The organism is Pseudomonas sp. B14(2017), assembly GCF_002113255.1.
Lineage (GTDB): Bacteria > Pseudomonadota > Gammaproteobacteria > Pseudomonadales > Pseudomonadaceae > Aquipseudomonas > Aquipseudomonas putida_Z.
On record NZ_NEJY01000022.1, the window covers coordinates 57,588 to 83,512 of the forward strand.

At 62.1% G+C, this 25,925-nt stretch carries 24 protein-coding genes; 21 read left to right on the forward strand and 3 right to left on the reverse strand.

Annotated elements, in window-relative coordinates:
• Positions 1-112: 112 nt before the first annotated feature.
• Positions 113-1,489, reverse strand: coding sequence for a glutamine synthetase family protein (locus CAG34_RS22110; protein ID WP_015272222.1), 1,377 nt, complete (start codon positions 1,487-1,489; stop codon positions 113-115).
• Between the two features lie 272 nt (positions 1,490-1,761).
• Complete coding sequence (locus tag CAG34_RS22115) at positions 1,762-2,022, reverse strand: hypothetical protein (protein WP_085592404.1); 261 nt, start codon at positions 2,020-2,022, stop codon at positions 1,762-1,764.
• Between the two features lie 41 nt (positions 2,023-2,063).
• On the opposite strand from CAG34_RS22115, the gene CAG34_RS22120 reads away from it, so the two are divergent.
• From CAG34_RS22120 to CAG34_RS22150, 7 genes are all read left to right on the forward strand, one after another.
• Positions 2,064-3,422 carry a glutamine synthetase family protein gene (locus CAG34_RS22120; protein ID WP_013974708.1) on the forward strand — a complete coding sequence of 453 codons (1,359 nt, stop codon included), beginning with the start codon at positions 2,064-2,066 and terminating at the stop codon, positions 3,420-3,422.
• A gap of 46 nt (positions 3,423-3,468) precedes the next feature.
• Positions 3,469-4,830, forward strand: a complete 1,362-nt coding sequence (locus CAG34_RS22125; protein ID WP_085592406.1) for an aspartate aminotransferase family protein — start codon at positions 3,469-3,471, stop codon at positions 4,828-4,830.
• Positions 4,831-5,161: 331 nt separating this feature from the next.
• Positions 5,162-6,259, forward strand: a complete 1,098-nt coding sequence (locus tag CAG34_RS22130; RefSeq protein WP_023660780.1) for a polyamine ABC transporter substrate-binding protein — start codon at positions 5,162-5,164, stop codon at positions 6,257-6,259.
• Between the two features lie 158 nt (positions 6,260-6,417).
• Positions 6,418-7,512, forward strand: a complete 1,095-nt coding sequence (locus CAG34_RS22135) for a polyamine ABC transporter substrate-binding protein (protein ID WP_025341035.1) — start codon at positions 6,418-6,420, stop codon at positions 7,510-7,512.
• A 71-nt stretch (positions 7,513-7,583) separates the two neighbouring features.
• The gene (gene potA, locus CAG34_RS22140; RefSeq protein ID WP_085592408.1) at positions 7,584-8,726 is read left to right on the forward strand and encodes a polyamine ABC transporter ATP-binding protein; all 1,143 of its coding nucleotides are present in this window, start codon (positions 7,584-7,586) and stop codon (positions 8,724-8,726) included.
• Positions 8,723-9,643 carry an ABC transporter permease subunit gene (locus CAG34_RS22145; RefSeq protein WP_013974703.1) on the forward strand — a complete coding sequence of 307 codons (921 nt, stop codon included), beginning with the start codon at positions 8,723-8,725 and terminating at the stop codon, positions 9,641-9,643. Before potA ends, CAG34_RS22145 begins: the two co-directional genes overlap by 4 nt.
• Positions 9,640-10,533 carry an ABC transporter permease subunit gene (locus tag CAG34_RS22150; protein ID WP_003258560.1) on the forward strand — a complete coding sequence of 298 codons (894 nt, stop codon included), beginning with the start codon at positions 9,640-9,642 and terminating at the stop codon, positions 10,531-10,533. The genes CAG34_RS22145 and CAG34_RS22150 overlap by 4 nt, the downstream gene beginning before the upstream one ends.
• A gap of 149 nt (positions 10,534-10,682) precedes the next feature.
• On the opposite strand, the gene CAG34_RS22155 is transcribed toward CAG34_RS22150, so the two are convergent.
• Positions 10,683-11,138, reverse strand: a complete 456-nt coding sequence (locus CAG34_RS22155; RefSeq protein WP_085592410.1) for a transposase — start codon at positions 11,136-11,138, stop codon at positions 10,683-10,685.
• A 505-nt stretch (positions 11,139-11,643) separates the two neighbouring features.
• On the opposite strand from CAG34_RS22155, the gene CAG34_RS22160 reads away from it, so the two are divergent.
• From CAG34_RS22160 to CAG34_RS22230, 14 genes are all read left to right on the forward strand, one after another.
• A complete protein-coding gene (locus CAG34_RS22160) occupies positions 11,644-11,922 on the forward strand; it encodes a DUF3077 domain-containing protein (protein ID WP_256573573.1) in 279 nt (92 codons plus the stop codon).
• Positions 11,923-12,135: 213 nt separating this feature from the next.
• A complete protein-coding gene (locus CAG34_RS22165) occupies positions 12,136-13,224 on the forward strand; it encodes an efflux RND transporter periplasmic adaptor subunit (RefSeq protein WP_075046698.1) in 1,089 nt (362 codons plus the stop codon).
• Positions 13,221-14,288, forward strand: a complete 1,068-nt coding sequence (locus CAG34_RS22170; RefSeq protein ID WP_025341031.1) for an efflux RND transporter periplasmic adaptor subunit — start codon at positions 13,221-13,223, stop codon at positions 14,286-14,288. The genes CAG34_RS22165 and CAG34_RS22170 overlap by 4 nt, the downstream gene beginning before the upstream one ends.
• Positions 14,285-17,338: an efflux RND transporter permease subunit gene (locus CAG34_RS22175; protein ID WP_085592414.1), complete on the forward strand. Its 3,054-nt coding sequence runs from the start codon at positions 14,285-14,287 to the stop codon at positions 17,336-17,338. Before CAG34_RS22170 ends, CAG34_RS22175 begins: the two co-directional genes overlap by 4 nt.
• A 248-nt stretch (positions 17,339-17,586) precedes the next feature.
• Positions 17,587-17,769: a sulfur starvation response protein OscA gene (gene oscA, locus CAG34_RS22180; protein WP_003258557.1), complete on the forward strand. Its 183-nt coding sequence runs from the start codon at positions 17,587-17,589 to the stop codon at positions 17,767-17,769.
• Between the two features lie 48 nt (positions 17,770-17,817).
• On the forward strand, positions 17,818-18,825 hold the full coding sequence (locus CAG34_RS22185) for a sulfate ABC transporter substrate-binding protein (RefSeq protein ID WP_085592416.1): 1,008 nt from the start codon (positions 17,818-17,820) through the stop codon (positions 18,823-18,825).
• Between the two features lie 185 nt (positions 18,826-19,010).
• Entirely contained in the window at positions 19,011-19,829 is an 819-nt protein-coding gene (gene cysT, locus CAG34_RS22195) for a sulfate ABC transporter permease subunit CysT (protein WP_046613605.1), read from the forward strand.
• Between the two features lie 11 nt (positions 19,830-19,840).
• On the forward strand, positions 19,841-20,713 hold the full coding sequence (gene cysW, locus CAG34_RS22200; protein WP_025341027.1) for a sulfate ABC transporter permease subunit CysW: 873 nt from the start codon (positions 19,841-19,843) through the stop codon (positions 20,711-20,713).
• Positions 20,714-20,716: 3 nt separating this feature from the next.
• Positions 20,717-21,706 (forward strand): sulfate/molybdate ABC transporter ATP-binding protein, encoded by a 990-nt coding sequence (locus tag CAG34_RS22205; RefSeq protein WP_013974693.1) that lies wholly within the window; start codon positions 20,717-20,719, stop codon positions 21,704-21,706.
• A gap of 367 nt (positions 21,707-22,073) precedes the next feature.
• Complete coding sequence (locus CAG34_RS22210) at positions 22,074-22,865, forward strand: energy transducer TonB (protein WP_025341026.1); 792 nt, start codon at positions 22,074-22,076, stop codon at positions 22,863-22,865.
• A 30-nt stretch (positions 22,866-22,895) separates the two neighbouring features.
• Positions 22,896-23,615, forward strand: a complete 720-nt coding sequence (locus CAG34_RS22215; protein ID WP_085592420.1) for a MotA/TolQ/ExbB proton channel family protein — start codon at positions 22,896-22,898, stop codon at positions 23,613-23,615.
• Position 23,616: 1 nt separating this feature from the next.
• Positions 23,617-24,018 (forward strand): biopolymer transporter ExbD, encoded by a 402-nt coding sequence (locus CAG34_RS22220; protein WP_085592422.1) that lies wholly within the window; start codon positions 23,617-23,619, stop codon positions 24,016-24,018.
• A gap of 272 nt (positions 24,019-24,290) precedes the next feature.
• Positions 24,291-24,872, forward strand: coding sequence for an alpha/beta hydrolase (locus CAG34_RS22225; RefSeq protein ID WP_013974692.1), 582 nt, complete (start codon positions 24,291-24,293; stop codon positions 24,870-24,872).
• A gap of 64 nt (positions 24,873-24,936) precedes the next feature.
• Positions 24,937-25,767 carry a sigma 54-interacting transcriptional regulator gene (locus tag CAG34_RS22230; protein WP_085592424.1) on the forward strand — a complete coding sequence of 277 codons (831 nt, stop codon included), beginning with the start codon at positions 24,937-24,939 and terminating at the stop codon, positions 25,765-25,767.
• The last annotated feature ends 158 nt before the right edge of the window (positions 25,768-25,925 follow it).

Sequence of the window (25,925 nt, forward strand, 5' to 3'; positions counted from 1 at the left end):
GGTACACCGCAGGCTTTAGACCTTGTGATGACCCTGTGGGAGCGGGCAAGCCCGCGAAGCAGGCGACACCAATCTCGAACAAAAACGCCGCCCTTGTGGGCGGCGTTTTTGTTTACACGGTATGCAGGTACCAGTTGTACTCGAGGTCGGAGATCGAGTGCTCGAACTCCTCCAGCTCGCTCTCCTTGCACGCGACGAAGATGTCGATGTACTTCGGATCGATGTACTTGTTCAGGATCTCGCTGTCGTCCAGCTCGCGCAGGGCATCGCGCAGGTTGTTCGGCAGGCTCTGCTCCAGCTGCTCGTACGAGTTGCCTTCGATCGGCTCACCCGGCTCGACCTTGTTGGTCAGGCCATGGTGCACGCCGGCCAGTACGGCGGCCATCATCAGGTACGGGTTGGCGTCGGCACCGGCCACGCGGTGCTCGATGCGCACGGCGTCCGGCGAGCCGGTCGGCACGCGCAGGGCCACGGTGCGGTTGTCCAGGCCCCAGCTTGGCGCGTTCGGCACATAGAACTGCGCGCCGAAGCGGCGGTACGAGTTGACGTTCGGGCAAAGGAACGCCATGGACGCGGGCAGGGTCTCGAGCACACCGCCGACAGCGTGACGTAGCGCGGCGTTCTGCTCGGGATCCTCGCTGGTGAAGATGTTGTTGCCATCTTTGTCCAGCACGGAAATGTGTACATGCAGGCCGTTGCCTGCCTGGCCCGGGTAGGGCTTGGCCATGAAGGTGGTGTCCATTTCATGGTCGTAGGCGATGTTCTTGATCAACCGCTTGAGCAGTACCGCGTAGTCGCAGGCCTTGAGCGGGTCGGCCACGTGGTGCAGGTTGACTTCGAACTGCGCCGGGGCGCTTTCCTTGACGATGGCGTCGGCCGGGATGCCTTGCTCCTTCGCGCCTTCCAGGATGTCCTGCAGGCAGTCGGCATATTCGTCGAGGTCGTCGATCAGGTACACCTGGGTCGACTGCGGGCGCTTGCCCGAAATTGGCGAGCGTGGCGGCTGCGGGCGGCCGTTCACGTTCTCCTGGTCGATCAGGTAGAACTCCAGCTCGAACGCGGCGCAGATGGTCAGGCCCATCTCGGTGAACTTGTCGACCACCTGGCGCAGCACTTCACGCGGGTCGGCAAAAAACGGCTCACCTTCGAGCTCGTGCATGGTCATCAGCAGCTGGGCGGTCGGGCGCTTCTGCCAGGGTTCGTTGGAGAGGGTGCCGGGGATCGGGTAGCAGATGCGGTCAGCATCGCCGATGTCCAGGCCCAGCCCGGTGCTTTCAACGGTGGAACCGTTGATGTCCAGGGCGAAGAGGGAGGCAGGCAGGTTGATGCCTTTCTCGTAAACCTTGTGGAGGCTGGTGCGCTCTATGCGCTTGCCACGCACCACACCATTCATATCTGCAATCAGAAGGTCAACGTAGAGAACCTCAGGATGTTCCTTAAGGAACGCGTTCGCTTCGTTAAGCTGAACGGCACGCGGGGGTACCGACATGATGCAACACCTTTGTTGTTAAAAATATCAATCAAGGGGGGCTTGCAAGACCAGTCAATCGAAAAGACAAACTGATGTCAAGCCAACCCCATGATGCCCTGAAATGGCACATCGACGGCAGATTTGCTGCATCTCGGGGCAAACCATTATCCGCTATTTCCCGCGCAAAGGGCTATCTCCGACCAACCGTGTTTTATTTTTTACGGAGGTGTTGTGTAAAAAAATGAACAAGGCTAAGCTCGGTCTCAACCCAGAACACAATAATACGAGGGTCACATGGTCCGCTTGCCGAGACCTGAAAGCACTGCCTGCGCAGTGCCATCGGGTACATCCGTCTTTTTTGCAAGCTTCGTCAATGGCGTGGCCGCCCTGGCCGCAATAATTGACGTTTGGCGCTCCCGGACCTGCCCTCGTAGCGGCTTGCCGCCCTTCGTTTCGTCTTCCTGCCCTTCGAACTCATTACGGACGCACCTGTTTTCAGTGTATCCACTGTGGCTCTGCGCGGGGGTTTTTGCTTTAGCAATGTACTCCATCCAGAATCAGTGCGCGGACCACCTTACCTCCTGAGGTATTTATGAGTAACAACCTCGACCAGCTCACCGATTGGTTGAAAGAGCACAAGATCACCGAAGTCGAATGCATGATCAGTGACCTGACCGGCATCACGCGCGGCAAGATTTCGCCTACCAACAAATTCATCGCCGAAAAAGGCATGCGCCTGCCCGAGAGCGTGCTGCTGCAGACCGTGACCGGCGACTACGTCGACGACGACATCTATTACGAACTGCTGGACCCGGCGGACATCGACATGATCTGCCGCCCCGACGAGAACGCCGTGTTCCTGGTGCCATGGGCCATCGAGCCGACCGCCCAGGTGATCCACGACACCTACGACAAGAAGGGCAACCCGGTCGAACTGTCGCCGCGCAACGTGCTGAAGAAAGTCCTCAAACTATATGCCGACAAGGGCTGGCAGCCGATCGTCGCGCCGGAGATGGAGTTCTACCTGACCAAGCGCAGCGAAGACCCGGACTTCCCGCTGCAGCCCCCGGTAGGCCGTTCGGGCCGCCCGGAAACCGGCCGCCAGTCGTTCTCGATCGAAGCCGCCAACGAATTCGACCCGCTGTTCGAAGACGTCTACGACTGGTGCGAACTGCAGCAGCTGGACCTCGACACGCTGATCCATGAAGACGGCACGGCGCAGATGGAGATCAACTTCCGTCATGGCAACGCCCTGCATCTGGCTGACCAGATCCTGGTGTTCAAGCGCACCATGCGCGAGGCCGCGCTCAAGCACAATGTGGCCGCCACCTTCATGGCCAAGCCCATGACCGGTGAGCCAGGCAGTGCCATGCACCTGCACCAGAGCGTGGTCGACGTGGCCACCGGCAAGAACATCTTCAGCAACGACGACGGCAGCATGAGCGAACTGTTCCTGCACCACATCGGTGGCCTGCAGAAGTTCATCCCCGAGGCATTGCCGCTGTTCGCCCCCAACGTCAACTCGTTCCGCCGCTTCCTGCCCGACACCTCGGCGCCGGTGAATGTGGAATGGGGCGAGGAAAACCGTACCGTCGGCCTGCGCGTGCCGGACGCCGGCCCGCAAAGCCGCCGGGTCGAGAACCGCCTGCCAGGCGCCGACGCCAACCCTTACCTGGCCATCGCCGCCAGCCTGCTGTGTGGCTACATCGGCATGGTCGAAGGCATCGACGCCAGCGCGCCGGTGCAGGGCCGTGGCTACGAACGCCGCAACCTGCGCCTGCCACTGACCATCGAAGATGCCCTGGAGCGCATGGAAAACAGCCGTGCACTGGTGCAGTACCTGGGCAAGAAGTTCATCACCGGCTACGTCGCCACCAAGCGCGCCGAGCACGAGAACTTCAAGCGAGTCATCAGTTCCTGGGAGCGTGAGTTCCTGCTGTTTGCTGTCTGATCAACTTGGTGCCGCAGGACGCGGCTGTCGAACAACGGAGAAGCACATGAGCGTCAACAACCCGCAAACCCGTGAATGGCAAACCCTGAGCGGGGAGCATCACCTCGCGCCCTTCAGCGACTACAAGCAGCTGAAGGAGAAGGGGCCGCGCATCATCACCAAGGCCCAGGGTGTGCATTTGTGGGATAGCGAGGGGCACAAGATCCTCGACGGCATGGCTGGCCTGTGGTGCGTGGCAGTGGGTTATGGCCGTGAAGAACTGGTGCAGGCAGCAGAAAAGCAGATGCGCGAGCTGCCGTACTACAACCTGTTCTTCCAGACTGCCCACCCGCCTGCGCTGGAACTGGCCAAGGCAATCTCCGATGTGGCGCCGCAAGGCATGACCCATGTGTTCTTCACCGGCTCCGGCTCCGAAGGCAACGACACCGTGCTGCGCATGGTCCGCCATTACTGGGCGCTGAAAGGCAAGCCACAGAAGCAGACCATCATCGGCCGCATCAACGGCTACCACGGCTCCACCGTGGCTGGTGCCAGCCTGGGCGGCATGAGCGGCATGCACGAGCAGGGCGGCCTGCCGATCCCGGGCATCGTGCATATCCCGCAGCCTTACTGGTTCGGCGAAGGCGGCGACATGACGCCGGATGAGTTCGGGGTGTGGGCGGCCGAGCAATTGGAGAAGAAAATCCTCGAAGTCGGCGAAGACAATGTCGCCGCCTTCATCGCCGAGCCGATCCAGGGCGCCGGCGGCGTGATCATCCCGCCGGAAACCTACTGGCCGAAGGTGAAGGAGATCCTCGCCAAGTACGACATCCTGTTCGTCGCCGACGAAGTGATCTGCGGTTTCGGCCGTACCGGCGAGTGGTTCGGTTCCGACTACTACGACCTCAAGCCTGACCTGATGACCATCGCCAAGGGCCTGACTTCCGGTTACATCCCAATGGGCGGTGTGATCGTGCGTGACACCGTGGCCCAGGTACTCAGCGAAGGCGGCGACTTCAACCACGGCTTCACCTACTCCGGCCACCCGGTAGCGGCCGCCGTGGGCCTGGTAAACCTGCGCATCCTGCGTGACGAGAAAATCGTCGAGAAGGCGCGCAGCGAAGCGGCACCGTTTTTGCAAAAGCGTTTGCGTGAACTGCAGGACCACCCTCTGGTGGGCGAGGTACGCGGCCTGGGTCTGCTCGGCGCGATCGAGCTGGTCAAGGACAAGGCCACCCGCAGCCGTTACGAAGGCAAGGGCGTGGGCATGATCTGCCGCACCTTCTGCTTCGAAAACGGCCTGATCATGCGTGCGGTGGGTGACACCATGATCATTGCGCCGCCGCTGGTGATCAGCCATGCAGAGATCGACGAACTGGTGGAAAAGGCACGCAAATGCCTGGACCTGACGCTCGAAGCGATTCGTTGACAGTTTGCTAGGCTGGAGAGGCCTGAATGGCTGTTTTGAATACTCAATTTCGGCACAAGGCTTTACTGGGCGGCGTTGGCACTCCTCGCCGTAGCTGGCTACGACTCGTCGTGCCGCCTTGCCCAGTAAACCCTTGCACTCGAACTTGAATATTCAGAACAGCCACTCAGGCCTCCGCGATGTGACATTAAGTCGTTACAAGGCCCTGCTTTCCTTGATACAGAGCCTTGTAACTTGCCAGACTAGCGACTGTTTCAGTCGCCGCGCGCTCTGCACCGTAGGTCCTGGCTGCTGAACAGATGGCTAAATAAAAAATTCTGGAGCATTACGCATGAATAAATTGGGCAAGACGTTGCTGGCCACCGCCCTGATGGGTGCCATGGCTACCGCTGTTCAGGCTGAAGACAAGGTGTTGAACGTCTACAACTGGTCGGACTACATCGCTCCGGACACCATCGCCAAGTTCGAGAAACAGTCGGGCATCAAGGTCAAGTACGACGTCTTCGACAGCAACGAAACCCTCGAAGCCAAGCTGCTGGCAGGCAAGTCGGGCTATGACATCGTCGTGCCTTCGAACAACTTCCTGGCCAAGCAGATCAAGGCTGGCGTGTACGAGGAACTGGACCGCTCCAAGCTGCCGAACTGGAAGAACCTCGACCCTGACCTGCTCAAGGCCGTTGGCGATGCCAGCGACAAGGACAACAAGCACGCCTTCCCGTACATGTGGGGCTCGATCGGCATCGGCTACAACCCGGAGAAGGTCAAGGCCGCGCTGGGCGTGGACAAGATCGACTCGTGGGACGTGGTGTTCAAGCCTGAAAACATCGCCAAGCTCAAGAGCTGCGGCGTGAGCTTCCTGGATGCCCCGACCGAAATGCTGCCAGCTGCGCTGCACTACCTGGGCTTGCCGAGCAACAGCACCAAGAAGGAAGACCTGAAGGCCGCCGAGGACCTGTTCCTCAAGATCCGTCCTTCGATCACCTACTTCCACTCGTCCAAGTACATCGGCGACATGGCCAACGGCAACATCTGCGTAGCCGTCGGTTACTCGGGTGACCTGGAGCAGTCCAAGGCTCGTGCTCACGAAGCCGGCGACAAGGTCAAGGTGGACTACGTCATTCCGAAGGAAGGTGCCGGTACCTTCTACGACATGGTCGCCATCCCCAAGGATGCCGAGCATAAAGACGCTGCCTACCAGTTCATGAACTTCCTGATGCAGCCGGAAATCATGGCCGAGATCACCAACGCCGTGCGCTTCCCGAACGGCAACGCTGCCGCCACCCAGTTCGTGGACAAGGAAATCACCAGCGATCCGAGCATCTATCCGCCAGCTGAAGTGAAGAAGCAGCTGTACGCGATCGCTGCGCCTGAAGCGTCTGCCCAGCGTGTGATCACCCGCAGCTGGACCAAGATCAAGTCGGGCAAATAAGCCCGATGCGGTACCTCTGGGCCGGGGAATCCCGGCCCAGAGCCAGTGAAAGGCAATTGATGATTGCGGCATCGAAGCTGCGAAGGTAAGTTGCGCGCCGGTTTTGCGTGTGCGGCAGCATTGTCGCTACCCAGGCACTGATTGTGAGGACCACCCACTTGTCCATTTCTGTATTCCGCAAGGCCTTGATGGCTGGAGCGGGCCTGACGCTGGCATGCAGCGTCCAAGCGGCGCCTACGGTGCACTTCTACAACTGGTCCGACTACGTCGGCCCGACCACACTCGCGGACTTCGAGAAAGCCACGGGCATCAAGCCCGTGCAAGACGTGTTCGACTCCAACGAAACTCTGGAAGGCAAGCTGCTGGCCGGCAACACCGGCTATGACGTGGTAGTGCCATCCAACCATTTCCTCGGCAAGCAGATCAAGGCGGGCGCGTTCCAGAAGCTCGACAAGAGCCTGCTGCCCAATTATTCCAACCTGGACCCGGCGCTGATGAAGCGCCTGGAAAGGAACGACCCGGGCAACCAGTACGCCGTGCCTTACCTGTGGGGCACCAACGGCATCGGTTACAACGTCGACAAGGTGAAGGCCGCGCTGGGCGTGGACACCATCGACTCCTGGGCAGTGCTGTTCGAGCCCGAGAACATGAAGAAGCTCGCCAAGTGCGGCGTGGCCTTCCTCGACTCGGCGGACGAAATGCTGCCGGCGGTGCTCAACTACATGGGGCTGGACCCCAACAGCACCAATGCCAAGGACTACCAGGCCGCCGAGAAGAAACTGCTGGCGGTACGCCCGTACGTGACCTACTTCCACTCGTCCAAGTACATCACCGACCTGGCCAACGGCGACATCTGCGTCGCGGCAGGTTTCTCGGGTGATGTGTTCCAGGCCAAGGCCCGCGCCGAAGAAGCGAAGAAGGGCGTGAACCTGGCCTACGCCATTCCCAAGGAAGGCGGCAACCTCTGGTTCGACGTGCTGGCGATCCCCAAGGACGCCAAAAACGTCAAAGAGGCGCATGCCTTCATCAACTATTTGCTGAAGCCTGAGGTTATCGCCCAGGTCAGTGATTACGTCGGTTACGCCAACCCGAACCCCAAGGCTGGCGACCTGATGGACCAGGCCGTGAGGACTGACGCCGCGGTTTACCCACCGCAGGAAGTGCTGGACAAGATGTTCGTGAACTCAGAGTTGCCACCCAAGGTGCAACGGCTGATGACCCGTAGCTGGACCAAGGTCAAGTCGGGCAAGTAAAAATCCAGGCCCGTGGCGGCACCTGTAGAACAGGGCTCGCGGGCACAAAAATCTTGTTGGGAGTTTCACTCATGGCAGTTGCCTCCGGTGCCTATAAAAAAGCCCTCGAGGGTGGCCAGCAACCCAAGCAGGTGCTGGTCAAGATCGACCGGGTCACGAAAAAGTTCGACGAAACGGTAGCCGTGGACGATGTGTCCCTGGAAATCCGCAAGGGCGAGATCTTCGCCCTGCTGGGTGGCTCCGGTTCCGGCAAGTCCACCTTGCTGCGCATGCTGGCCGGCTTCGAGCGCCCGACCGAAGGGCGGATCCTCCTCGATGGCGTCGACATCACCGACATGCCGCCCTACGAGCGGCCGATCAACATGATGTTCCAGTCCTACGCGCTGTTCCCGCACATGACCGTGGCGCAGAACATCGCCTTCGGCCTGCAGCAGGACAAGATGCCCAAGGCCGAGATCGACGCCCGCGTGGCCGAGATGCTCAAGCTGGTGCACATGACCCAGTACGCCAAGCGCAAGCCGCACCAGCTGTCCGGCGGCCAGCGCCAGCGCGTGGCCCTGGCCCGCTCGCTGGCCAAGCGCCCCAAGTTGCTGCTGCTCGACGAGCCGATGGGCGCACTGGACAAGAAACTGCGTTCGCAGATGCAGCTGGAACTGGTGGAGATCATCGAGCGCGTGGGCGTGACCTGCGTGATGGTGACCCACGACCAGGAAGAGGCCATGACCATGGCCGAGCGCATCGCCATCATGCACCTGGGCTGGATCGCCCAGATCGGATCGCCGGTGGACATCTACGAGACGCCTACCAGCCGCCTGGTGTGCGAGTTCATCGGCAACGTCAACCTGTTCGAAGGTGAAGTGGTCGACGACGCCGAAGGCCACGCGATCATTGCCAGCCCGGAGCTGGAGCGCAAGATCTATGTCGGCCACGGCATCACCACGTCGGTGGAAGACAAGCACATCACCTATGCGCTGCGCCCGGAAAAGATGCTGGTCACCACCCAGCAACCGACCTGCGAGCACAACTGGTCGCGTGGCAAGGTTCACGACATTGCCTACCTGGGTGGCCATTCGGTGTTCTACGTCGAGTTGCCGAGCGGCAAGGTCGTCCAGTCGTTCGTCGCCAACGCCGAGCGCCAGGGCACCCGCCCGACCTGGGGCGATGAAGTGTACGTGTGGTGGGAAGACGACAGCGGCGTGGTACTGCGGTCATGAAACTGCGCAAGCTCAAGCGAGCCTTCCAGCGTATTACCCCGGAGGGGCGGCACCTGGTGATCGGCGTGCCGTTCATCTGGCTGTTCCTGTTCTTCATGCTGCCGTTCTTCATCGTGCTGAAGATCAGCTTCGCCGAAGCCGACGTGGCGATCCCGCCGTATACCGAGATCTACAGCTACGTCGAAGACAAGCTGCAGCTGGTGCTCAACCTGGCCAACTATGGCCTGTTGACCGAGGATGAGCTGTATATCTCGGCCTACCTGGGCTCGCTGAAGATGGCCTTCTTCAGCACCCTGCTGTGCCTGCTGATCGGCTACCCGATGGCCTATGCCATTGCCAATGCCAAGAAGGAGACCCAGACGGTCCTGCTGTTGCTGATCATGATGCCGACCTGGACCGCGATCCTGATCCGCGTCTATGCCTGGATGGGCATTCTCAGCAACAACGGCCTGCTCAACGGCTTCCTGCTGTGGACCGGGTTGATCGACCAGCCGCTGCAGATCCTCAACACCAACCTGGCGGTGTACATCGGCGTGGTCTATTCGTATCTGCCGTTCATGATCCTGCCGCTGTTCGCCAACCTGGTGAAGCACGACCCGAGCCTGCTCGAGGCCGCTTCGGACCTGGGTTCGAGCACCTTCAACAGCTTCTGGAAGATCACCGTACCGCTGTCGAAGAACGGCATCATCGCCGGCTGCATGCTGGTGTTCATCCCGGTGGTGGGCGAGTTCGTGATTCCTGAACTGCTTGGCGGCCCGGAAACCCTGATGATCGGCAAGGTGCTGTGGCAAGAGTTCTTCAACAACCGTGACTGGCCGGTGGCCTCTGCGCTGGCGGTGGTCATGCTGGCGATCCTGATCGTGCCGATCCTGCTGTTCAACCGCAGCCAGGCCAAAGAAATGGAGGGCAGGGCATGAAGCGCTTCAGTTTCTCCAAGCTGATGCTGGTGCTCGGCTTGCTGTTCATCTACCTGCCGATGCTGATCCTGGTGATCTACTCGTTCAACGCCTCCAAGCTGGTGACGGTATGGGGTGGCTGGTCGGTGAAGTGGTACGTCGGCCTGCTCGACAACACCCAGTTGATGGGGTCGGTGATGCGTTCGCTGGAAATCGCCTGCTATACGGCGGTGGCGGCGGTGGCGCTGGGTACCTTGGCGGCGTTCGTGCTGACCCGGGTTACCCGCTTCAAGGGCCGCACGCTGTTCGGTGGCCTGGTCACCGCGCCGCTGGTAATGCCCGAGGTGATCACCGGCCTGTCGCTGTTGCTGCTGTTCGTGGCCATGGCGCAGATGATTGGTTGGCCGCAGGAGCGCGGCATCGTCACCATCTGGATCGCCCATACCACGTTCTGTGCCGCGTATGTGGCGGTGGTGGTGTCGGCACGCCTGCGTGAGCTGGACCTTTCGATCGAGGAAGCGGCGATGGACCTGGGTGCCAAGCCGTGGAAGGTGTTCTTCCTGATCACCATCCCGATGATCGCGCCGTCGCTGGCGGCGGGCGGCATGATGTCGTTTGCCCTGTCGCTGGATGACCTGGTACTGGCCAGCTTCGTGTCAGGCCCTGGTTCGACCACCTTGCCGATGGAAGTGTTCTCGGCGGTGCGCCTGGGCGTGAAGCCGGAGATCAACGCCGTGGCCAGCCTGATCCTGCTGTCGGTGTCGCTGGTGACCTTCTTCGTCTGGTACTTCAGCCGCCAGGCCGAAGAGCGCCGTCGCAAGGCGATACAGCAGGCGATCGAAGAGGGCGCTGCAGCGAATGCTTCGCAGCCACAGGTCAAGCGCCCGGCGCAGGTTGCGGCGTCGGCCTGATCCGGCCCTTTCGCGGGCACGCCCGCTCCCACAGGGACATCACAGCCTTCAGGCTTGTGGTGATCCCTGTGGGACAGGGGCACCAAAACCTTCAGGCATGTGGAAATCCCTGTGGGAGCGGGCAAGCCCGCGAAGGCCCCAACACCGACTCAAAGCCATACCGCATCCCAGTGTGGATAGTCCCTGACACTCCTGACCAATCCTGCCCTCAAGGGATTGGCAACAATGTACCGGGCTACATGCACCACACACTCTTCCCGCCGCAGCGCATGGTAATGGTAACCGGGTTGCCAGATCGGTTTGTGCCTGACACCTGCCTTGCGCAACGCAATGGCTGTGCGTGATTTGAACTTGCGCATCAACGTTCCCAATGCCACTTCCTTCAGCTCGACCAGCCAATGCAGGTGATCCGGCATCACTACCCAGGCCAGGGAATGGCAATCCTGGATGTCATTTGAAACCCGCAGATGTTTGACCACCAGGCGAGCATTGTCGAAGTCATGGAACAGTGGTTTTCGTTGGTGCGTGATGGTGGTCAGCAGGTAGAGCCTGCCTGGCTCGGAGTAGCGCCCACAACGCAGTCGGTGGGATTCGGCTAATGGCATTGTGATCTTCCTTGAAATTGAACCTCCTTTTGAAAGGTAGTGGCTGAAGCGGGGGTCACCGGGTAGCTGATGGTTTCTGAATATGGCAGAAGCTCATGCATTGCTGTGCCGGCCTCTTCACGGGCGCGCCCGCTCCCACAGGTACAGCACTGGCTTGGGGCTGGCGACTTTCCTGTGGGAGCGGGCATGCCCGCGAAGAGGCCCTGAAGGCGTACGACTTTTCATCAACTCAAACCAAAGGCTTCAGCTGGATCGGCTTGGGAATTATCCTACGAGCCGTGTGGAAGCTGCTCTGTTGTAGGGGAAATGCCCTAGGGATAACGTCGTCGGGACTGGGTGTGAGAACCCAACGATATAGTGCTTTCGTCATGGCAACCGTGCGCGGGCAGACTTACGTCTGGCTGCGTTCCTATATCCGCGGTTTCTCACCTCGCGTACGGTTGCCGCCCTGATCCGTGAGAAAGATGAAGGTGGCAACTCCTTGTCCAGATATAGGAGATCCACCATGACCAATTCTGCTCCAGGCACTTCCTATCCATCACACAGCAGCACCGTCGGCCGCGAAACCTGCATGGACCTGTTCCGCGTCCAGGCCAACATCCCCTTCAACCATGCCTTCTCCGAACTCTCCGTAATACTCGGGTGCATCAATCACCTGACGACCGAAGCCGAGATGGAAAATGACCGGCTGGCCGGTAGTGCCGCGAGAATTCTCAGTGGCTTTGCCAAAGCATTGATTGATGACTTAGAGCTGGGGTTGAACAGGGCCTCAGTTCAGGTCTGATCTGTACCGGCCTCTTCGCGGGCGCGCCCGCTCCCACAGGTACAGCGCAGGCTTGAGGCTGGCGACCATCCTGTGGGAGCGGGCGTGCCCGCGAAGGGGCCCGCGCAGGCGCCGAAAATGCCAGCTTGATCGCGGTCAGTGCCGTTTATCGAACCCTGATCTACGCTAACAGTCGCATCCCACGAATCATTTGCGCGCAAGCAAGGAGCCTGCATGACGTTGATACGTCCGCTGTTGGTCGTCTGCCTGGGGCTTGTGTCCCTGCTGTCGGGCTGTAGTAAGGAAGAAACCACCGAAACACTGCCACGCGTAGGCGTGCAACAGGTATCACCCACCGATTTCGCTGCCAGGGTCACCCTGACTGGCGATGTGCAGGCGCGGGTGCAGACCGACCTGTCGTTCCGTGTGGGCGGCAAGATCATTTCGCGCAGTGTCGATGTCGGCGACCACGTAAAGGCCAACCAGGTGTTGGCGCGGCTGGACCCGAAAGACCTGCAGAACAATGTCGACTCGGCCAAGGCCGAGGTGTTCGCCGCGCAGGCGCGGGTCACCCAGACCAGCGCTGCCTTCGTTCGCCAGCAAAAGCTGTTGCCCAAGGGCTACACCAGCCAGAGCGAATACGATTCCGCCGAAGCCGCGCTGCGCAGCAACCAGAGCGCGCTCAAGGCCGCGCAGGCGCAATTGGCCAATGCCAACGAACAACTGAGCTATACCGCGTTGGTCTCCGAGGCCGATGGGGTCATTACCGAGCGCCAGGCCGAGGTCGGCCAGGTGGTGCAGGCGACCATGCCAATCTTCAGCCTGGCCACCGATGGTGATCGTGATGCCGTGTTCAATGTCTACGAATCGCTGCTGGTGGCCCCGCCCAGCGATGCCGGCGTGATCGTCAGTCTGCTGGACGACCCCAAGGTCCAGGCCCGTGGCTTCGTGCGCGAAATCACCCCCACGGTGTCTGCGCAAAGCGGCACGGTACAGGTCAAGGTCGGGCTGAGGGATGTGCCGCCAGGGATGCAACTGGGTGCACCGGTGACGGCCACCACCAATGCCCAGGGCCGGCCTAGTATCGAGCTGCCATGGTCGGCACTGACCAAGGCCCTGCATGAGCCCGCCGTCTGGGTAGTGGGCGAGGGTGACAAGGTAGAGCTGCGCAAGGTCGAGGTCAGCCGTTACCTCACCGGCAGGATCGTGGTCGCCAGTGGCCTGAAAGGCGGCGAGACCGTGGTGGTCAATGGCGGGCAGTTGCTGCACCCCGGCATGCAGGTGCTGAAGATCGATGCCAAGGGCAACGGGGGTGAGCTATGAAGCGCCTGCTGCTGATGCTGTCGGCCGGCGTGCTGTTGGCTGGCTGCAGTAGCGAGGATGAAGTGCCGGAGCCGATTCGGCCGGTGCTGTCGGTCAAGGTCGAACCCCAGGTGCAGTCGCAGCTTGGCCGTTTCGCCGGCAGTATCCAGGCACGTTTCGAAAGCACCTTGGGCTTCCGGGTTTCCGGGCGTATTGCCCGGCGCTGGCTGGATGTGGGCGCCCAGGTGAAACCGGGCGACACCCTGGCCACCCTCGACCCGACCGACCAGCAGAACCAGTTGCGCGCCGCCGAAGGCGACCTGGCCAAGGTGCAGGCGCAGTGGATCAACGCCCAGGCCGATGCCCGCCGCCAGCAACAGCTGTACGACCGTGGCGTAGGCGCCCAGGCCCAGCTGGATATCGCCCAGACCAACCTGAAAACCACCAGCGCGGCGCTGGAGCAGGCGCGCTCTGCGCTCAGCCAGGCGCGTGACCAGCTCGACTACAGCACCCTGCGCACCGACCACGCCGCGGTAATCACTGCCTGGCAGGCCGAAGCCGGGCAAACCGTCACCGCCGGCCAGGCGGTGGTAACCCTGGCCAGGCCGGATGTGAAGGAAGCGGTGATCGACCTGCCGATCGGCCTGGCCGAGCAGTTGAGCAAAGGCCTGACCTTCACCGTTGCTTCGCAGCTGGACCCGACCATCAACACCACCGCCAGCCTGCGAGAACTGGAACCCCAGGCCGACGCCACCACTCGCACCCGCCGCGCGCGCCTGACCCTGGCCAGCACCCCGGCGGCCTTCCACCTGGGCACCGCCATCAGCGTGACCCTGAGTTCGGAGGTGTCGCCGCGCAGCGAACTGCCCTTGAGTGCCTTGCTCGAGCGCGACGGCAAGACCCAGGTATGGGTGATCGATACGCAGCAGAAGACCGTGGCCACTCGTGACGTGGCCCTGATCGGCCGCACCGCCGACAGCGTCGTCCTGAGCTCGGGCGTACAACCCGGCGAGCGGGTGGTGACTGCGGGCGTGAACAGCCTCAAGCCCGGCCAGAAGGTCACCTTCGACGAGGATGCGCAATGAAAGGAAGCTTCAACCTGTCCGACTGGGCACTCAAGCATCAATCGTTCGTCTGGTACCTGATGTTCGTTGGCCTGCTGATGGGGATCTTCTCCTACTTCAACCTGGGCCGTGAGGAAGACCCGTCGTTCACCATCAAGACCATGGTCATCCAGACCCGCTGGCCCGGCGCGACCCAGGACGAAACCCTGTACCAGGTCACCGACCGTATCGAGAAGAAGCTCGAGGAACTCGACTCCCTCGACTACACCAAAAGCTACACCCGCCCCGGTGAATCCACGGTCTACGTGTACCTGCGCGACACCACCAAGGCCAAGGACATCCCGGAAATCTGGTACCAGGTGCGCAAGAAGATCCAGGACATTCGCGGTGAATTCCCCGCGGGCATCCAGGGGCCCGGGTTCAACGATGAATTCGGCGATGTGTTCGGTTCTATCTATGCCTTCACCGCCGACGGCCTGACCCTGCGCCAGCTGCGCGACTACGTGGAACAGGCGCGGGCCGAAGTGCGCGATGTGCCCAACATCGGCAAGATCGAGCTGATCGGCACCCAGGACGAAGTGCTTTACCTGAACTTCTCCACCCGCAAGCTGGCAGCCCTGGGCATCGATCAGCGCCAGGTCATGCAGGCCCTGCAATCGCAAAACGCCGTGACCCCTGCTGGTGTGATCGAGGCCGGGCCGGAACGTATCTCGGTGCGTACCTCCGGGCAGTTCACCTCGGAAAAGGACCTGCAAACCGTCAACCTGAAGATCAACGACCGCTTCTTCCGCCTGGCCGACATCGCCGATATCGAGCGCGGCTACGTCGACCCCCCTTCGCCGATGTTCCGCTACAACGGCCAGACGGCGTTGGGCCTGGCCATCGGCATGAAGGCCGGCGGCAATATCCAGGTGTTCGGCGCGGCGCTGAAAAAGCGCATGGACAAGGTGATCGAAGACCTGCCGGTGGGCGTCGGGGTGCACACTGTTTCCGACCAGGCGGTGGTGGTCAAGCAAGCGGTGGGCGGCTTCACCAGTGCGCTGTTCGAGGCGGTGGTGATCGTGCTTGCGGTGAGCTTCGTCAGCCTCGGCGTGCGTGCCGGGCTGGTGGTGGCCTGCTCGATCCCGCTGGTGCTGGCCATGGTGTTCGTGTTCATGGAATACAGCGGCATCACCATGCAGCGGATTTCGCTGGGGGCGCTGATCATCGCCCTGGGCCTGCTGGTGGACGACGCGATGATCACCGTGGAGGTGATGGTCACACGGCTGGAGATGGGCGAAAGCAAGGAGCAGGCGGCGACTTTTGCCTATACCTCCACAGCCTTCCCCATGCTTACCGGCACCCTGGTGACGGTGGCCGGCTTCGTGCCGATCGGCCTCAACGCCAGTTCGGCGGGTGAGTACACCTACACGCTGTTTGCGGTAATTGCCGTGGCGCTGATGGTGTCGTGGGTGGTAGCGGTGTTCTTCGCCCCGGTGCTCGGCGTGCACATTCTCAGCAGTGCCAAGCTCAAGCCCCACGAAGCCGAGCCTGGCCGTGTCGGCCGGGTCTTCGAGCATGGTTTGTTGTGGTGCATGCGCAACCGCTGGCTGACCATCATCGGCACCGTGGTGCTGTTCGCCCTGGCGATCTTCTGCGAGCGCTTCGTGCAGAACCAGTTCTTCCCGTCCTCGGACCGCCCGGAAATTCTCGTCGACCTCAACCTGCCGCAAAACGCCTCGATCGAAGAGACGCGCAAGGTGGTCGACCGCTTCGAGGCGCGGATCAAGGACGACCCGGACCTGGTGCACTGGAGTACCTACATCGGCCAAGGGGCGATCCGCTTCTACCTGCCCCTCGATCAGCAGCTGCAGAACCCGTACTACGCGCAGTTGGTGATCGTCAGCAAGGGCTTCGAGGAACGCCAGGCCATGATGGACCGCCTGCAGAAGATCCTGCATGAAGAGTTCGTTGGCGTCGGCACCAACGTGCAATCGCTGGAGATGGGCCCGCCAGTGGGCCGACCGATCCAGTATCGGGTCAGCGGCGCCAATATCGATCAGGTACGCAAGCACGCCATCGAGCTGGCCACTTTGCTCGACCAGAACGAGCACATCGGCGAGATGATCTACGACTGGAACGAGCCGGGTAAGGTGCTGCGCGTGGAAATCGCCCAGGACAAGGCGCGCCAGCTGGGCCTGTCGTCGGAGGACGTGGCCAATGTGATGAACAGCATCGTCAGCGGTGTGCAGATCACCCAGGTCAACGACAACATCTACCTGGTCGACGTGGTCGCCCGTGCCGAGGACAGCGAGCGTGGCTCGCCCGATACCCTGCAGAACCTGCAGATACTGACGCCAAACGGCACCTCGATCCCGCTGCTTGCGTTCGCCACCGTGCGCTACGAGCTGGAGCAGCCGCTGGTGTGGCGCCGTGACCGCAAGCCGACCATCACCATCAAGGCCTCGGTCAACGGCGACATCCAGCCCACCGACCTGGTGGCCCAGCTGAAGCCGAAGATCGACGAGTTCGCCAGCAAGTTGCCGGTGGGCTTCGAAGTGGCCACCGGCGGTACGGTGGAGGAGAGCGCCAAGGCGCAGGGGCCGATCCGCAAGGTCATCCCGCTGATGCTGTTCCTGATGGCGACGTTCCTGATGATCCAGCTGCACAGCGTGCAGAAGCTGTTCCTGGTGGTCAGCGTGGCGCCGCTGGGGCTGATTGGCGTGATCATTGCGCTGGTGCCCACAGGTACGCCCATGGGCTTCGTGGCGATTCTCGGCATTCTCGCGCTGGCGGGCATCATCATTCGTAACTCGGTGATCCTGGTGACCCAGATCGACGAGTTCGAGGCCCAGGGCTTGTCGCCGTGGGATGCGGTGGTGGAGGCCACCAACCACCGGCGCCGGCCGATTCTGCTGACCGCGGCGGCGGCGAGCCTGGGCATGATCCCGATTGCCCGCGAGGTGTTCTGGGGGCCGATGGCCTACGCCATGATTGGCGGGATCATCGTGGCGACCCTGCTGACGCTGCTGTTCCTGCCGGCCTTGTATGTGGCCTGGTACAAGATCCGCGAGCCACAGAAAAACTCTTGAAATCTTCAGGGCCCTATCGCCGGCAAGCCAGCTCCCACAGGAATCTCACTGCTCTCGAGTATTGTGAGGCTCCTGTGGGAGCTGGCTTGCCGGCGATAGGGCCCTCACATCATAAAGACAATTCAGTTATATAAACATTCTTAAACAGTATTTTTAAGAATAACCCCGCCTCACTACTATTGCCCTCAAGCCAGGCGCAAATCCCCTTCAAACCTCAGCCCGGCACCCTCACTCCAAGGAGAACGAGCATGAGTGCATCTCTGCGTAGCATCGACGGTCAGGACGAAGCCACCATTCTGCGTGAAATCCAGAGCGCTCTGCGCGACCTGCGATTCGGTGCGGTGGAGATTACCGTGCACAACGCTCAGGTCGTGCAGATCGAGCGCAAGGAGAAGTTCCGCCTGCAGCAGCCCGGCAACAAGACCGGCTGATCGCACCACACATTCAAAACTAGAAAAATGCCAATCGGGAGCTTCACCATGTCCATCCGCCGTTATGCGCTCGCCGCCCTGGCCAGTGCTGTTTTTGCCGGTTCCGCCATCGCCAAGGACTACGAACTGCTGAACGTGTCCTACGACCCGACCCGCGAGCTGTACCAGCAGTACAACGCCGAGTTCATCAAGCACTGGCAGCAGGCCCACCCGGGCGACAAGGTGAAGATCCAGCAATCCCACGGCGGTTCGGGCAAGCAGGCCCGTGCGGTGATCGACGGCCTGCGTGCCGACGTGGTGACCCTGGCCCTGGCCGGCGACATCGATGAAGTCGCCAAGCTCGGCAAGACCCTGCCAGACAACTGGCAGACCCGCCTGCCGGATGCCAGCACCCCGTACACCTCGACCATCGTGTTCCTGGTGCGCAAGGGCAACCCGAAAGGCATCAAGGACTGGGGCGACCTGATCAAGAAGGACGTGTCGGTCATCACCCCCAACCCGAAAACCTCCGGTGGCGCCCGTTGGAACTTCCTGGCTGCCTGGGCCTATGGCCTGAAGGCCGGCGGTAGCGAAGCAAAGGCCAAGGAGTACGTGCAGGAGCTGTTCAAGCACGTACCGGTGCTGGATACCGGCGCCCGTGGCTCGACCATCACCTTCGTCAATAACGGCCAGGGCGATGTGTTGCTGGCTTGGGAAAACGAAGCCTTCCTGGCACTGAAGGAAGACGGTGGCGCCGACAAGTTCGACATCGTCGTGCCGTCGTTGTCGATCCTCGCCGAGCCGCCGGTGGCGGTGGTGGACAAGAACGCCGAGAAGAAGGGCAATACCGAGATTGCCAGCGAATACCTCAAGCACCTGTACAGCCCGGCCGGGCAGAAGATCGCCGCCGAGAACTTCTACCGCCCGCGTGACGAGAAGGTCGCTGCCGAGTTCGGCAAGCAGTTCCCGAAACTGGACCTGGTGACCATCGACAAGGACTTTGGTGGCTGGAAGACTGCACAACCGAAATTCTTCAATGATGGCGGTGTGTTCGACCAGATCTATCAGGCACAGTAAGGGCCAAGGAAAAGCGGGGCCGCCATGCGGCCCATTCGCGACGCAAGGCCGCTCCCACAAGGAACCGCAATCTCCTGTGGGAGCGGCCTTGCGTCGCGATTGGGCTGCAAAGCAGCCCCAGGATTCAGAAGCTTGCACCGGCCCGGGATCTGTCCCGGGTTTCGTGCGTTCAACCAGGGATATTTATGTCACGCCGCATTTCCCCCGTCATACCCGGCTTCGGGCTGACGCTGGGCTACACCTTGGTGTACCTCAGCCTGATCGTGCTGATACCGCTGGCCGCCATGTTTGTGCATGCCGCGCAGCTTACCTGGGAGCAGTTCTGGAACGTCATCAGTGCGCCGCGGGTGATCGCCGCGCTCAAGCTGAGTTTCGGCACTGCCCTGTTCGCCGCCATCATCAACGGAGTGATCGGCACCCTGCTGGCCTGGGTGCTGGTGCGCTACACCTTCCCCGGGCGCAAGATCATCGATGCGATGATCGACCTGCCGTTCGCCCTGCCCACGGCCGTAGCCGGTATCGCCCTGACCGCCCTGTACGCGCCCTCTGGCTGGGTCGGCCAGTTCGCCACCGACCTGGGTTTCAAGATCGCCTACACCCCGCTGGGTATCACCCTGGCGCTGACCTTCGTCACCCTGCCGTTCGTGGTGCGGACGGTGCAGCCGGTACTGGCCGACATTCCACGTGAAGTGGAGGAGGCCGCCGCCTGCCTGGGCGCCAAGCCGCTGCAGGTGTTCCGCCACGTGCTGGCGCCAGCGCTGCTGCCTGCCTGGCTGACAGGCTTTGCCCTGGCCTTCGCCCGCGGCGTGGGCGAGTATGGTTCGGTGATCTTCATTGCCGGCAACATGCCGATGAAGACCGAGATCCTGCCGCTGCTGATCATGGTCAAGCTCGACCAGTACGACTACACCGGCGCGACCGCCATCGGCGTGCTGATGCTGGTGGTTTCCTTCATCCTGCTGCTGCTGATCAACCTGCTGCAGCGCCGCATCGAAACCCCTTGAAGGAGGCCGGCATGTCCAGTTCATCCCTGAATGCAACCGCCGCCGCCAACGCCGCCCGCCGGGGCAGCGCCACTTCGCGGCGTATCCTGATCGGCCTTGGCTGGCTGGTGTTCGCGCTGTTCCTGCTGCTGCCACTGGTGATCGTGGTATCGCAGGCACTGAAGAACGGCTTTGGCACCTTCTTCGAAGCGATCTTCGAGCCTGACGCGTTGTCGGCGCTGAAGCTGACCCTGCTCGCCGTGGTCATTTCGGTACCGCTGAACCTGGTGTTTGGCGTCAGCGCCGCCTGGTGCGTGAGCAAGTACACCTTCCGTGGCAAGAGTATCCTGGTCACCCTGATCGACCTGCCGTTCTCGGTATCGCCGGTGATCGCCGGCCTGGTCTACGTGCTGATGTTCGGTGCGCAAGGCCTGTTCGGGCCGTGGCTGCAGGACCACGATATCCAGATCGTGTTCGCCCTGCCGGGCATCGTTCTGGCCACCATCTTCGTCACCGTACCGTTCGTGGCCCGTGAGCTGATCCCGCTGATGCAGGAGCAGGGCACGCAGGAAGAGGAGGCCGCGCGCCTGCTCGGCGCCAATGGCTGGCAGATGTTCTGGCACGTGACCCTGCCGAACATCAAATGGGGCCTGATCTACGGCGTGGTGCTGTGCACCGCGCGGGCCATGGGCGAGTTTGGCGCGGTGTCGGTGGTGTCCGGCCACATTCGCGGCGTGACCAACACCTTGCCGCTGCACGTGGAGATCCTCTACAACGAGTACAACCACGTCGCGGCCTTCAGCGTGGCCAGCCTGTTGCTGATCCTGGCGCTCTTCATCCTGCTGCTCAAGCAGTGGAGCGAGAACCGTATTAACCGCCTGCGCCACAGCGCCGCGGAGGAATGATTCATGTCGATCGAAGTTCGTAACGTCAGCAAGCGCTTCAACAGCTTCCAGGCCCTGGACAACATCAACCTGGACATCAACAGCGGCGAGCTGGTGGCCCTGCTCGGCCCGTCCGGCTGCGGCAAGACCACGTTGCTGCGCATCATCGCCGGCCTGGAAACCCCCGACCAGGGCAATATCGTGTTCCATGGCGAGGACGTGTCCGGCCATGACGTGCGCGACCGCAACGTCGGTTTCGTGTTCCAGCACTACGCGTTGTTCCGCCACATGAGCGTGTTCGACAACGTTGCCTTCGGCCTGCGCATGAAGCCCAAGGGCGAGCGCCCGAGCGAGAGCAAGATTGCCGAGAAGGTGCATGAACTGCTGAACATGGTGCAGCTGGACTGGCTGTCCGACCGCTACCCCGAGCAGTTGTCCGGTGGCCAGCGCCAGCGTATCGCCCTGGCCCGTGCGCTGGCGGTGGAGCCCAAGGTGCTGTTGCTGGACGAGCCGTTCGGTGCGCTGGATGCCAAGGTGCGCAAGGAGCTGCGCCGCTGGCTGGCGCGCCTGCACGAGGACATCAACCTGACGTCGGTGTTCGTCACCCACGACCAGGAAGAAGCCATGGAGGTGGCTGACCGCATCGTGGTGATGAACAAGGGCGTGATCGAGCAGATCGGCTCGCCGGGCGAGGTGTACGAGCACCCGGCCAACGATTTCGTCTACCACTTCCTCGGTGACTCCAACCGCCTGGCCTTGAGCGAAGGGCATCATGTGCTGTTCCGCCCGCACGAAGTGTCGCTGTCGCGGCACGAGACCGAAGGGCACCATGCGGCCGAGGTGCGGGATATCCGGCCGCTGGGCGCGACCACGCGGGTGACCTTGAAGGTGGAAGGGCAGAGCGAGCTGATCGAGGCCGAGGTGGTCAAGGACCATGACAGCCTGACCGGGTTGGCGCGGGGGGAGACATTGTTCTTCCGGCCGAAGGTTTGGCAGAAGGTGGCGGATATCTGAGTCGCCTTTGATGATGAAAAGCCCGGGGTTGGTCTCGGGCTTTTTTATGCCTGAGAGATTGTCGGGGCTGCTTTGCAGCCCATCGCCGGCAAGCCAGCTCCCACATCTGTGGGAGCTGGCTTGCCGGCGATCGAGGGCGCAGCCCTCGCGGCAATCTCATGCCTTACGCGAATATTTCGCATGCCGGCAATGCATGATTGAAAACCCGCCCGGCCACAGCCCACGAATTCCGCGGCTTTGCCACCATCCCTGAAAAACTATATTCAGTAAAGTTCTAATCATAATTTTAAACATTACTTTAAGAGATAAGCCCCTGGCCGCGATGATTCAGCCACACACCTGAATCGAGACCCCAGGAGTTTGATCAATGGGTAATGTCCAGTCGGCCGTCAGGGCCTACGACCAGCCATGGCGCCCGGCACCGGGCGACCTGGTCGACCTTGGACGCACGCTTCGCCTCCCGCTTGGCCAGCTGCGCCTGCAACGCACGCCTGTCAGCGGGCTCAAGCGCCGCGACAAGCTGGTGTTGGGCCTGCTGGTGCTGGCCCTGCATGGCGCTGCAGCGTACTGGGTCAGCCAGGCACCAACGCCCGAGCTGCCGGTGGTGCCACCGCAAGTACCGCCGATGACCATCGAGTTCGCCGCGCCGGCACCGCCTGTAGTCGAGCCACCGCCACCAGCCCCGGCACCGCCGGTGGTCCAGCCGCCACCTCCGCCGGTGGTCGACGAGCTGGCCGCCAAGCCCAAACCCAAGCCAAAGCCCGTGCCCAAGCCGGTGGTCAAGCAACAGCCCAAACCGCAGCCCAAGCCGGTCGAAGCGCCGCCGCCAGCGCCTGTGGCCGCTCCGGCCCCGCCAGCGCCACCCGCGCCGGCCCCGGTCACCCCGGCATCGGCCAACGCGGCGTACCTGAAGAACCCGGCGCCGGAGTACCCGCAGATGGCCCAGCGCCGCGGTTGGGAAGGCACCGTGCTGCTGCGCGTCGAGGTGCTGCCCAGCGGCAAGCCCGGGCAGATCCAGATCCAGAAGAGCAGCGGCCGTGATGCCCTCGACGCTGCCGCACTGGCCGCGGTCAAGCGCTGGAGTTTCGTGCCTGCCAAGCAGGGCGACGTGGCCCAGACCGGCTGGGTCAGCGTGCCGATCGATTTCAAGCTTCGCTAACTTTTTCGCAGAACACAGGAAGACATCATCATGAGCCTGCTGGCATCCCCCCTCGAATCCGTTGAAAGCGCAGTCATCTGGCTGCTGGTCGGTTTTTCTGTCGTCACCTGGGGCCTGGCCCTGGTCAAGGTCGTGCAGTTCGTGCGGCTGAAGAACCAGGACAAACGCTTCCACCAGCAATTCTGGGCCGCCTCGAGCCTGGACTCGGCTGCCGAGCCCAGCCACGACCTGCCTGGCCCCGCCGCCCGTGTTGCCCAGGCCGGTTATGCCGCCATCGCCGTAGGTGACAGCCAGGCCAATGACCTGAGCCACGCCATCAACCACCAGGACCGCCTGGAGCGCGCCCTGCGCCAGCAGATCGTGCGTGAGCGCCGTTCGCTGGAAACCGGCCTGGCGGTGGTCGCCAGTATTGGCAGTACCTCGCCCTTCATCGGCCTGTTCGGCACCGTCTGGGGCATCATGGAAGCACTCAAGGGCATCAGCGCGGCCGGTTCCGCCAGCCTGGAAACCGTGGCCGGGCCGATTGGCGCGGCACTGGTGGCCACCGGCGTGGGTATCGCCGTCGCGGTGCCGGCGGTGTTGGTCTACAACTACTTCCTGCGCCGCCTCAAGCTCACCGCGGCCGACCTCGATGACTTCGCCCACGACTTCTACAGCCTGGCGCAGAAGAGTGCCTTCCGCGTGCTGGTGCACCCGGCCGTGCACAGGCCCCAGGCCGGTTTCACCCAACCGGTGAAGGAGGCGTCCTGACATGGCCTTTTCGACCCAGGACAGCGACGAAGTCCTCAGTGAAATCAACGTCACGCCGTTGGTGGACGTCATGCTGGTGCTGCTGGTGGTGTTCATCGTCACTGCGCCGCTGCTGACCAATGCCATCCCCATCAACCTGCCCAAGACCGAGGCCGTGGCCCCGGTGGAGCAGAAGGACCCGCTGGTGGTCAGCATCGACGGTGACGGCAAGTTGTTCATCAACAAGGACGAGATCCAGCCCGACCTGCTGGAAACCAGCCTCAAGACCGCCAAGGACAAGGACGTGGACGTGCGCGTACAGCTGCAGGCCGATGACGGCGTGAACTACGGCGAAGTGGCGCGGGCCATGGCGGCTATCGAACGTGCGGGGATCAGCAAGCTGGCGGTGATTACCGCGCGCTGAACCCGTCAACTTTCTTCAGGCAAGTGCCTAGGGGCCATATCTCTTGGCAGGGGATGGCCCTTTTTTTTGCCGGATTTCATGGCTATCAATGCCCCCTGTGGGAGCGGGTTCACCCGCGAATGCGATGTAGGCATCACCGACGCATTCGCGGGTAAACCCGCTCCCACAAGGATTGCATTTTGGTTATTAATAAATAGCTTCTTATTCCTTTACTGATATAACTCCCTCCCTATACTTGTCTCCAAGCACGCAAACTCACTGGAGGCGTCCCCATGCGCAATGAGTCGATTCGTTACCTGATTGTGCCGGGCTGGCAAGGATCGCCAGACAACCATTGGCAAAGTCACTGGCAGCGCACCCTGCCCAACAGTGCCCGGGTCGAGCAGCACGACTGGCTGACCCCGCAACGTCAGGACTGGGTGCAGGCACTGGAGCAGGCAATTGCCGCCGAGCGCTCGCCGGTGATTCTGATTGCCCATAGCCTGGGCTGCATAACCGTCGCTCATTGGGCCGCGCAAGCCAGCCCGGCCCTGCTGCGGCGGGTACGTGGCGCGCTGCTGGTGGCACCCGCTGACGTAGAGCGGCCAACCTGTGCGCCGGCTCTGCGCAACTTCGCGCCGATCCCGACCGAAGCACTGCCATTCCCCAGCCAGGTGGTCAGCTCGGACAACGACCCGGCCGTAAGCGTGCCAAGGGCGTTGTACCTGGCCCAGGTCTGGGGCGCCGAAGCAGGGCTGCTGACCAACGCGGGGCACATCAACGTCAAGTCCGGCCATGAGCGCTGGGAACAAGGTTTCGCCTACTTGTATCGCTTGCAGAGCCGGGTCGAGCAGCGCGCACTGCGCCGCGCCTGATCGCCCTTACTGTTTACCGTTTGCCTGACGCCCGGCCATTGCAGGCCTGGGGCGGGAGTTTGTCATGACTTTTCAAAACCCTTTTGGCCAGCCGTTGCTGACCTTCCCTGAGCTGGACAAGAGCCCGCTGAGCATCCGCGCCAAGGCGCTGGTGTTCATCGACCCACGTTCGCAGCAGCTGCGCGAGGAGCTCGAGCGCCTGGCGCCGCAACCCTTGCCAGTGCTGATCCGTGGCGAAACCGGTACCGGCAAGGAACTGCTGGCTCGGCAGATCCACCGTGCCAGTGACCGCAGCGGGTTGTTCGTGTCGGTCAACTGCGCTGCCATCAGCCCCACCTACGCCGATGCCGAGCTGTTCGGCTACAGTGCCGGCAGCCAGGGCGGCACAGCCAGCAGCCGTGCCGGCTGGTTCGGCTCGGCCAACGGCGGCACGTTGTACCTGGACGAGATCGCCGACTTGCCGCTGGCCATCCAGGGCAAGCTGCTGGCCGCCCTGGAAAACCGCGAGGTTACCCGGGTGGGCGCGCAGCAGCCGCAGCCGGTGGATGTGCGCCTGGTGGCCGCTACCAGTATCGACCTGGCGCGGGTGGTGCGCGCGGGGCGCTTCAACGAGCGCCTGTACCAATACCTGCGCGAGGGGGCGCTGGAGCTACCGCCACTGCGCGAGCGGCCGGGCGATATCCTGCCGTTGGCCGAGTACTTCGTGGGCATCTACAGCGTGCGCCTGCAGCGGCCTGTGCCGCTGGTGAGCGAGGCGGCGCAGCAGGTGCTGGAAGCACACCCCTGGCCCGGCAACACCCGTGAACTGGAGAACGTCATCCACTTCGCCTTGCTGGTGAATGACGGCGAAGAGATCCTGGCTGAGGACCTCGACTTGCCAAACCCCGCGCGCTAGACACCGCTCATAAGCAAAGTGGCTGATGGCAGTTTGTTTTTGGAATAAGAAGCTAAATAAAAGATATTGTTACGGAATAAAAAATCTGGGTATTGTCCGCCTCACGCCCGCTGGTGAACCGGTTGGGCACCCGATTCGCCATCGTCGATGGCCCAGAA

Excerpts from the sequence above, each read along its gene's own strand:
- cysW (WP_025341027.1), top strand. The coding sequence starts at position 19,841 with ATGTCCAGTTCATCCCTGAATGCAACCGCCGCCGCCAACGCCGCCCGC.
- CAG34_RS22155 (WP_085592410.1), bottom strand. The coding sequence starts at position 11,138 with ATGCCATTAGCCGAATCCCACCGACTGCGTTGTGGGCGCTACTCCGAG.
- potA (WP_085592408.1), top strand. The coding sequence starts at position 7,584 with ATGGCAGTTGCCTCCGGTGCCTATAAAAAAGCCCTCGAGGGTGGCCAG.
- CAG34_RS22130 (WP_023660780.1), top strand. The coding sequence starts at position 5,162 with ATGAATAAATTGGGCAAGACGTTGCTGGCCACCGCCCTGATGGGTGCC.
- CAG34_RS22120 (WP_013974708.1), top strand. The coding sequence starts at position 2,064 with ATGAGTAACAACCTCGACCAGCTCACCGATTGGTTGAAAGAGCACAAG.
- CAG34_RS22230 (WP_085592424.1), top strand. The coding sequence starts at position 24,937 with ATGACTTTTCAAAACCCTTTTGGCCAGCCGTTGCTGACCTTCCCTGAG.
- CAG34_RS22160 (WP_256573573.1), top strand. The coding sequence starts at position 11,644 with ATGACCAATTCTGCTCCAGGCACTTCCTATCCATCACACAGCAGCACC.
- CAG34_RS22145 (WP_013974703.1), top strand. The coding sequence starts at position 8,723 with ATGAAACTGCGCAAGCTCAAGCGAGCCTTCCAGCGTATTACCCCGGAG.
- CAG34_RS22205 (WP_013974693.1), top strand. The coding sequence starts at position 20,717 with ATGTCGATCGAAGTTCGTAACGTCAGCAAGCGCTTCAACAGCTTCCAG.
- CAG34_RS22220 (WP_085592422.1), top strand. The coding sequence starts at position 23,617 with ATGGCCTTTTCGACCCAGGACAGCGACGAAGTCCTCAGTGAAATCAAC.
- CAG34_RS22110 (WP_015272222.1), bottom strand. The coding sequence starts at position 1,489 with ATGTCGGTACCCCCGCGTGCCGTTCAGCTTAACGAAGCGAACGCGTTC.
- CAG34_RS22125 (WP_085592406.1), top strand. The coding sequence starts at position 3,469 with ATGAGCGTCAACAACCCGCAAACCCGTGAATGGCAAACCCTGAGCGGG.
- CAG34_RS22115 (WP_085592404.1), bottom strand. The coding sequence starts at position 2,022 with ATGGAGTACATTGCTAAAGCAAAAACCCCCGCGCAGAGCCACAGTGGA.
- CAG34_RS22165 (WP_075046698.1), top strand. The coding sequence starts at position 12,136 with ATGACGTTGATACGTCCGCTGTTGGTCGTCTGCCTGGGGCTTGTGTCC.
- oscA (WP_003258557.1), top strand. The coding sequence starts at position 17,587 with ATGAGTGCATCTCTGCGTAGCATCGACGGTCAGGACGAAGCCACCATT.
- CAG34_RS22185 (WP_085592416.1), top strand. The coding sequence starts at position 17,818 with ATGTCCATCCGCCGTTATGCGCTCGCCGCCCTGGCCAGTGCTGTTTTT.
- CAG34_RS22175 (WP_085592414.1), top strand. The coding sequence starts at position 14,285 with ATGAAAGGAAGCTTCAACCTGTCCGACTGGGCACTCAAGCATCAATCG.
- cysT (WP_046613605.1), top strand. The coding sequence starts at position 19,011 with ATGTCACGCCGCATTTCCCCCGTCATACCCGGCTTCGGGCTGACGCTG.
- CAG34_RS22150 (WP_003258560.1), top strand. The coding sequence starts at position 9,640 with ATGAAGCGCTTCAGTTTCTCCAAGCTGATGCTGGTGCTCGGCTTGCTG.
- CAG34_RS22170 (WP_025341031.1), top strand. The coding sequence starts at position 13,221 with ATGAAGCGCCTGCTGCTGATGCTGTCGGCCGGCGTGCTGTTGGCTGGC.
- CAG34_RS22215 (WP_085592420.1), top strand. The coding sequence starts at position 22,896 with ATGAGCCTGCTGGCATCCCCCCTCGAATCCGTTGAAAGCGCAGTCATC.
- CAG34_RS22210 (WP_025341026.1), top strand. The coding sequence starts at position 22,074 with ATGGGTAATGTCCAGTCGGCCGTCAGGGCCTACGACCAGCCATGGCGC.
- CAG34_RS22225 (WP_013974692.1), top strand. The coding sequence starts at position 24,291 with ATGCGCAATGAGTCGATTCGTTACCTGATTGTGCCGGGCTGGCAAGGA.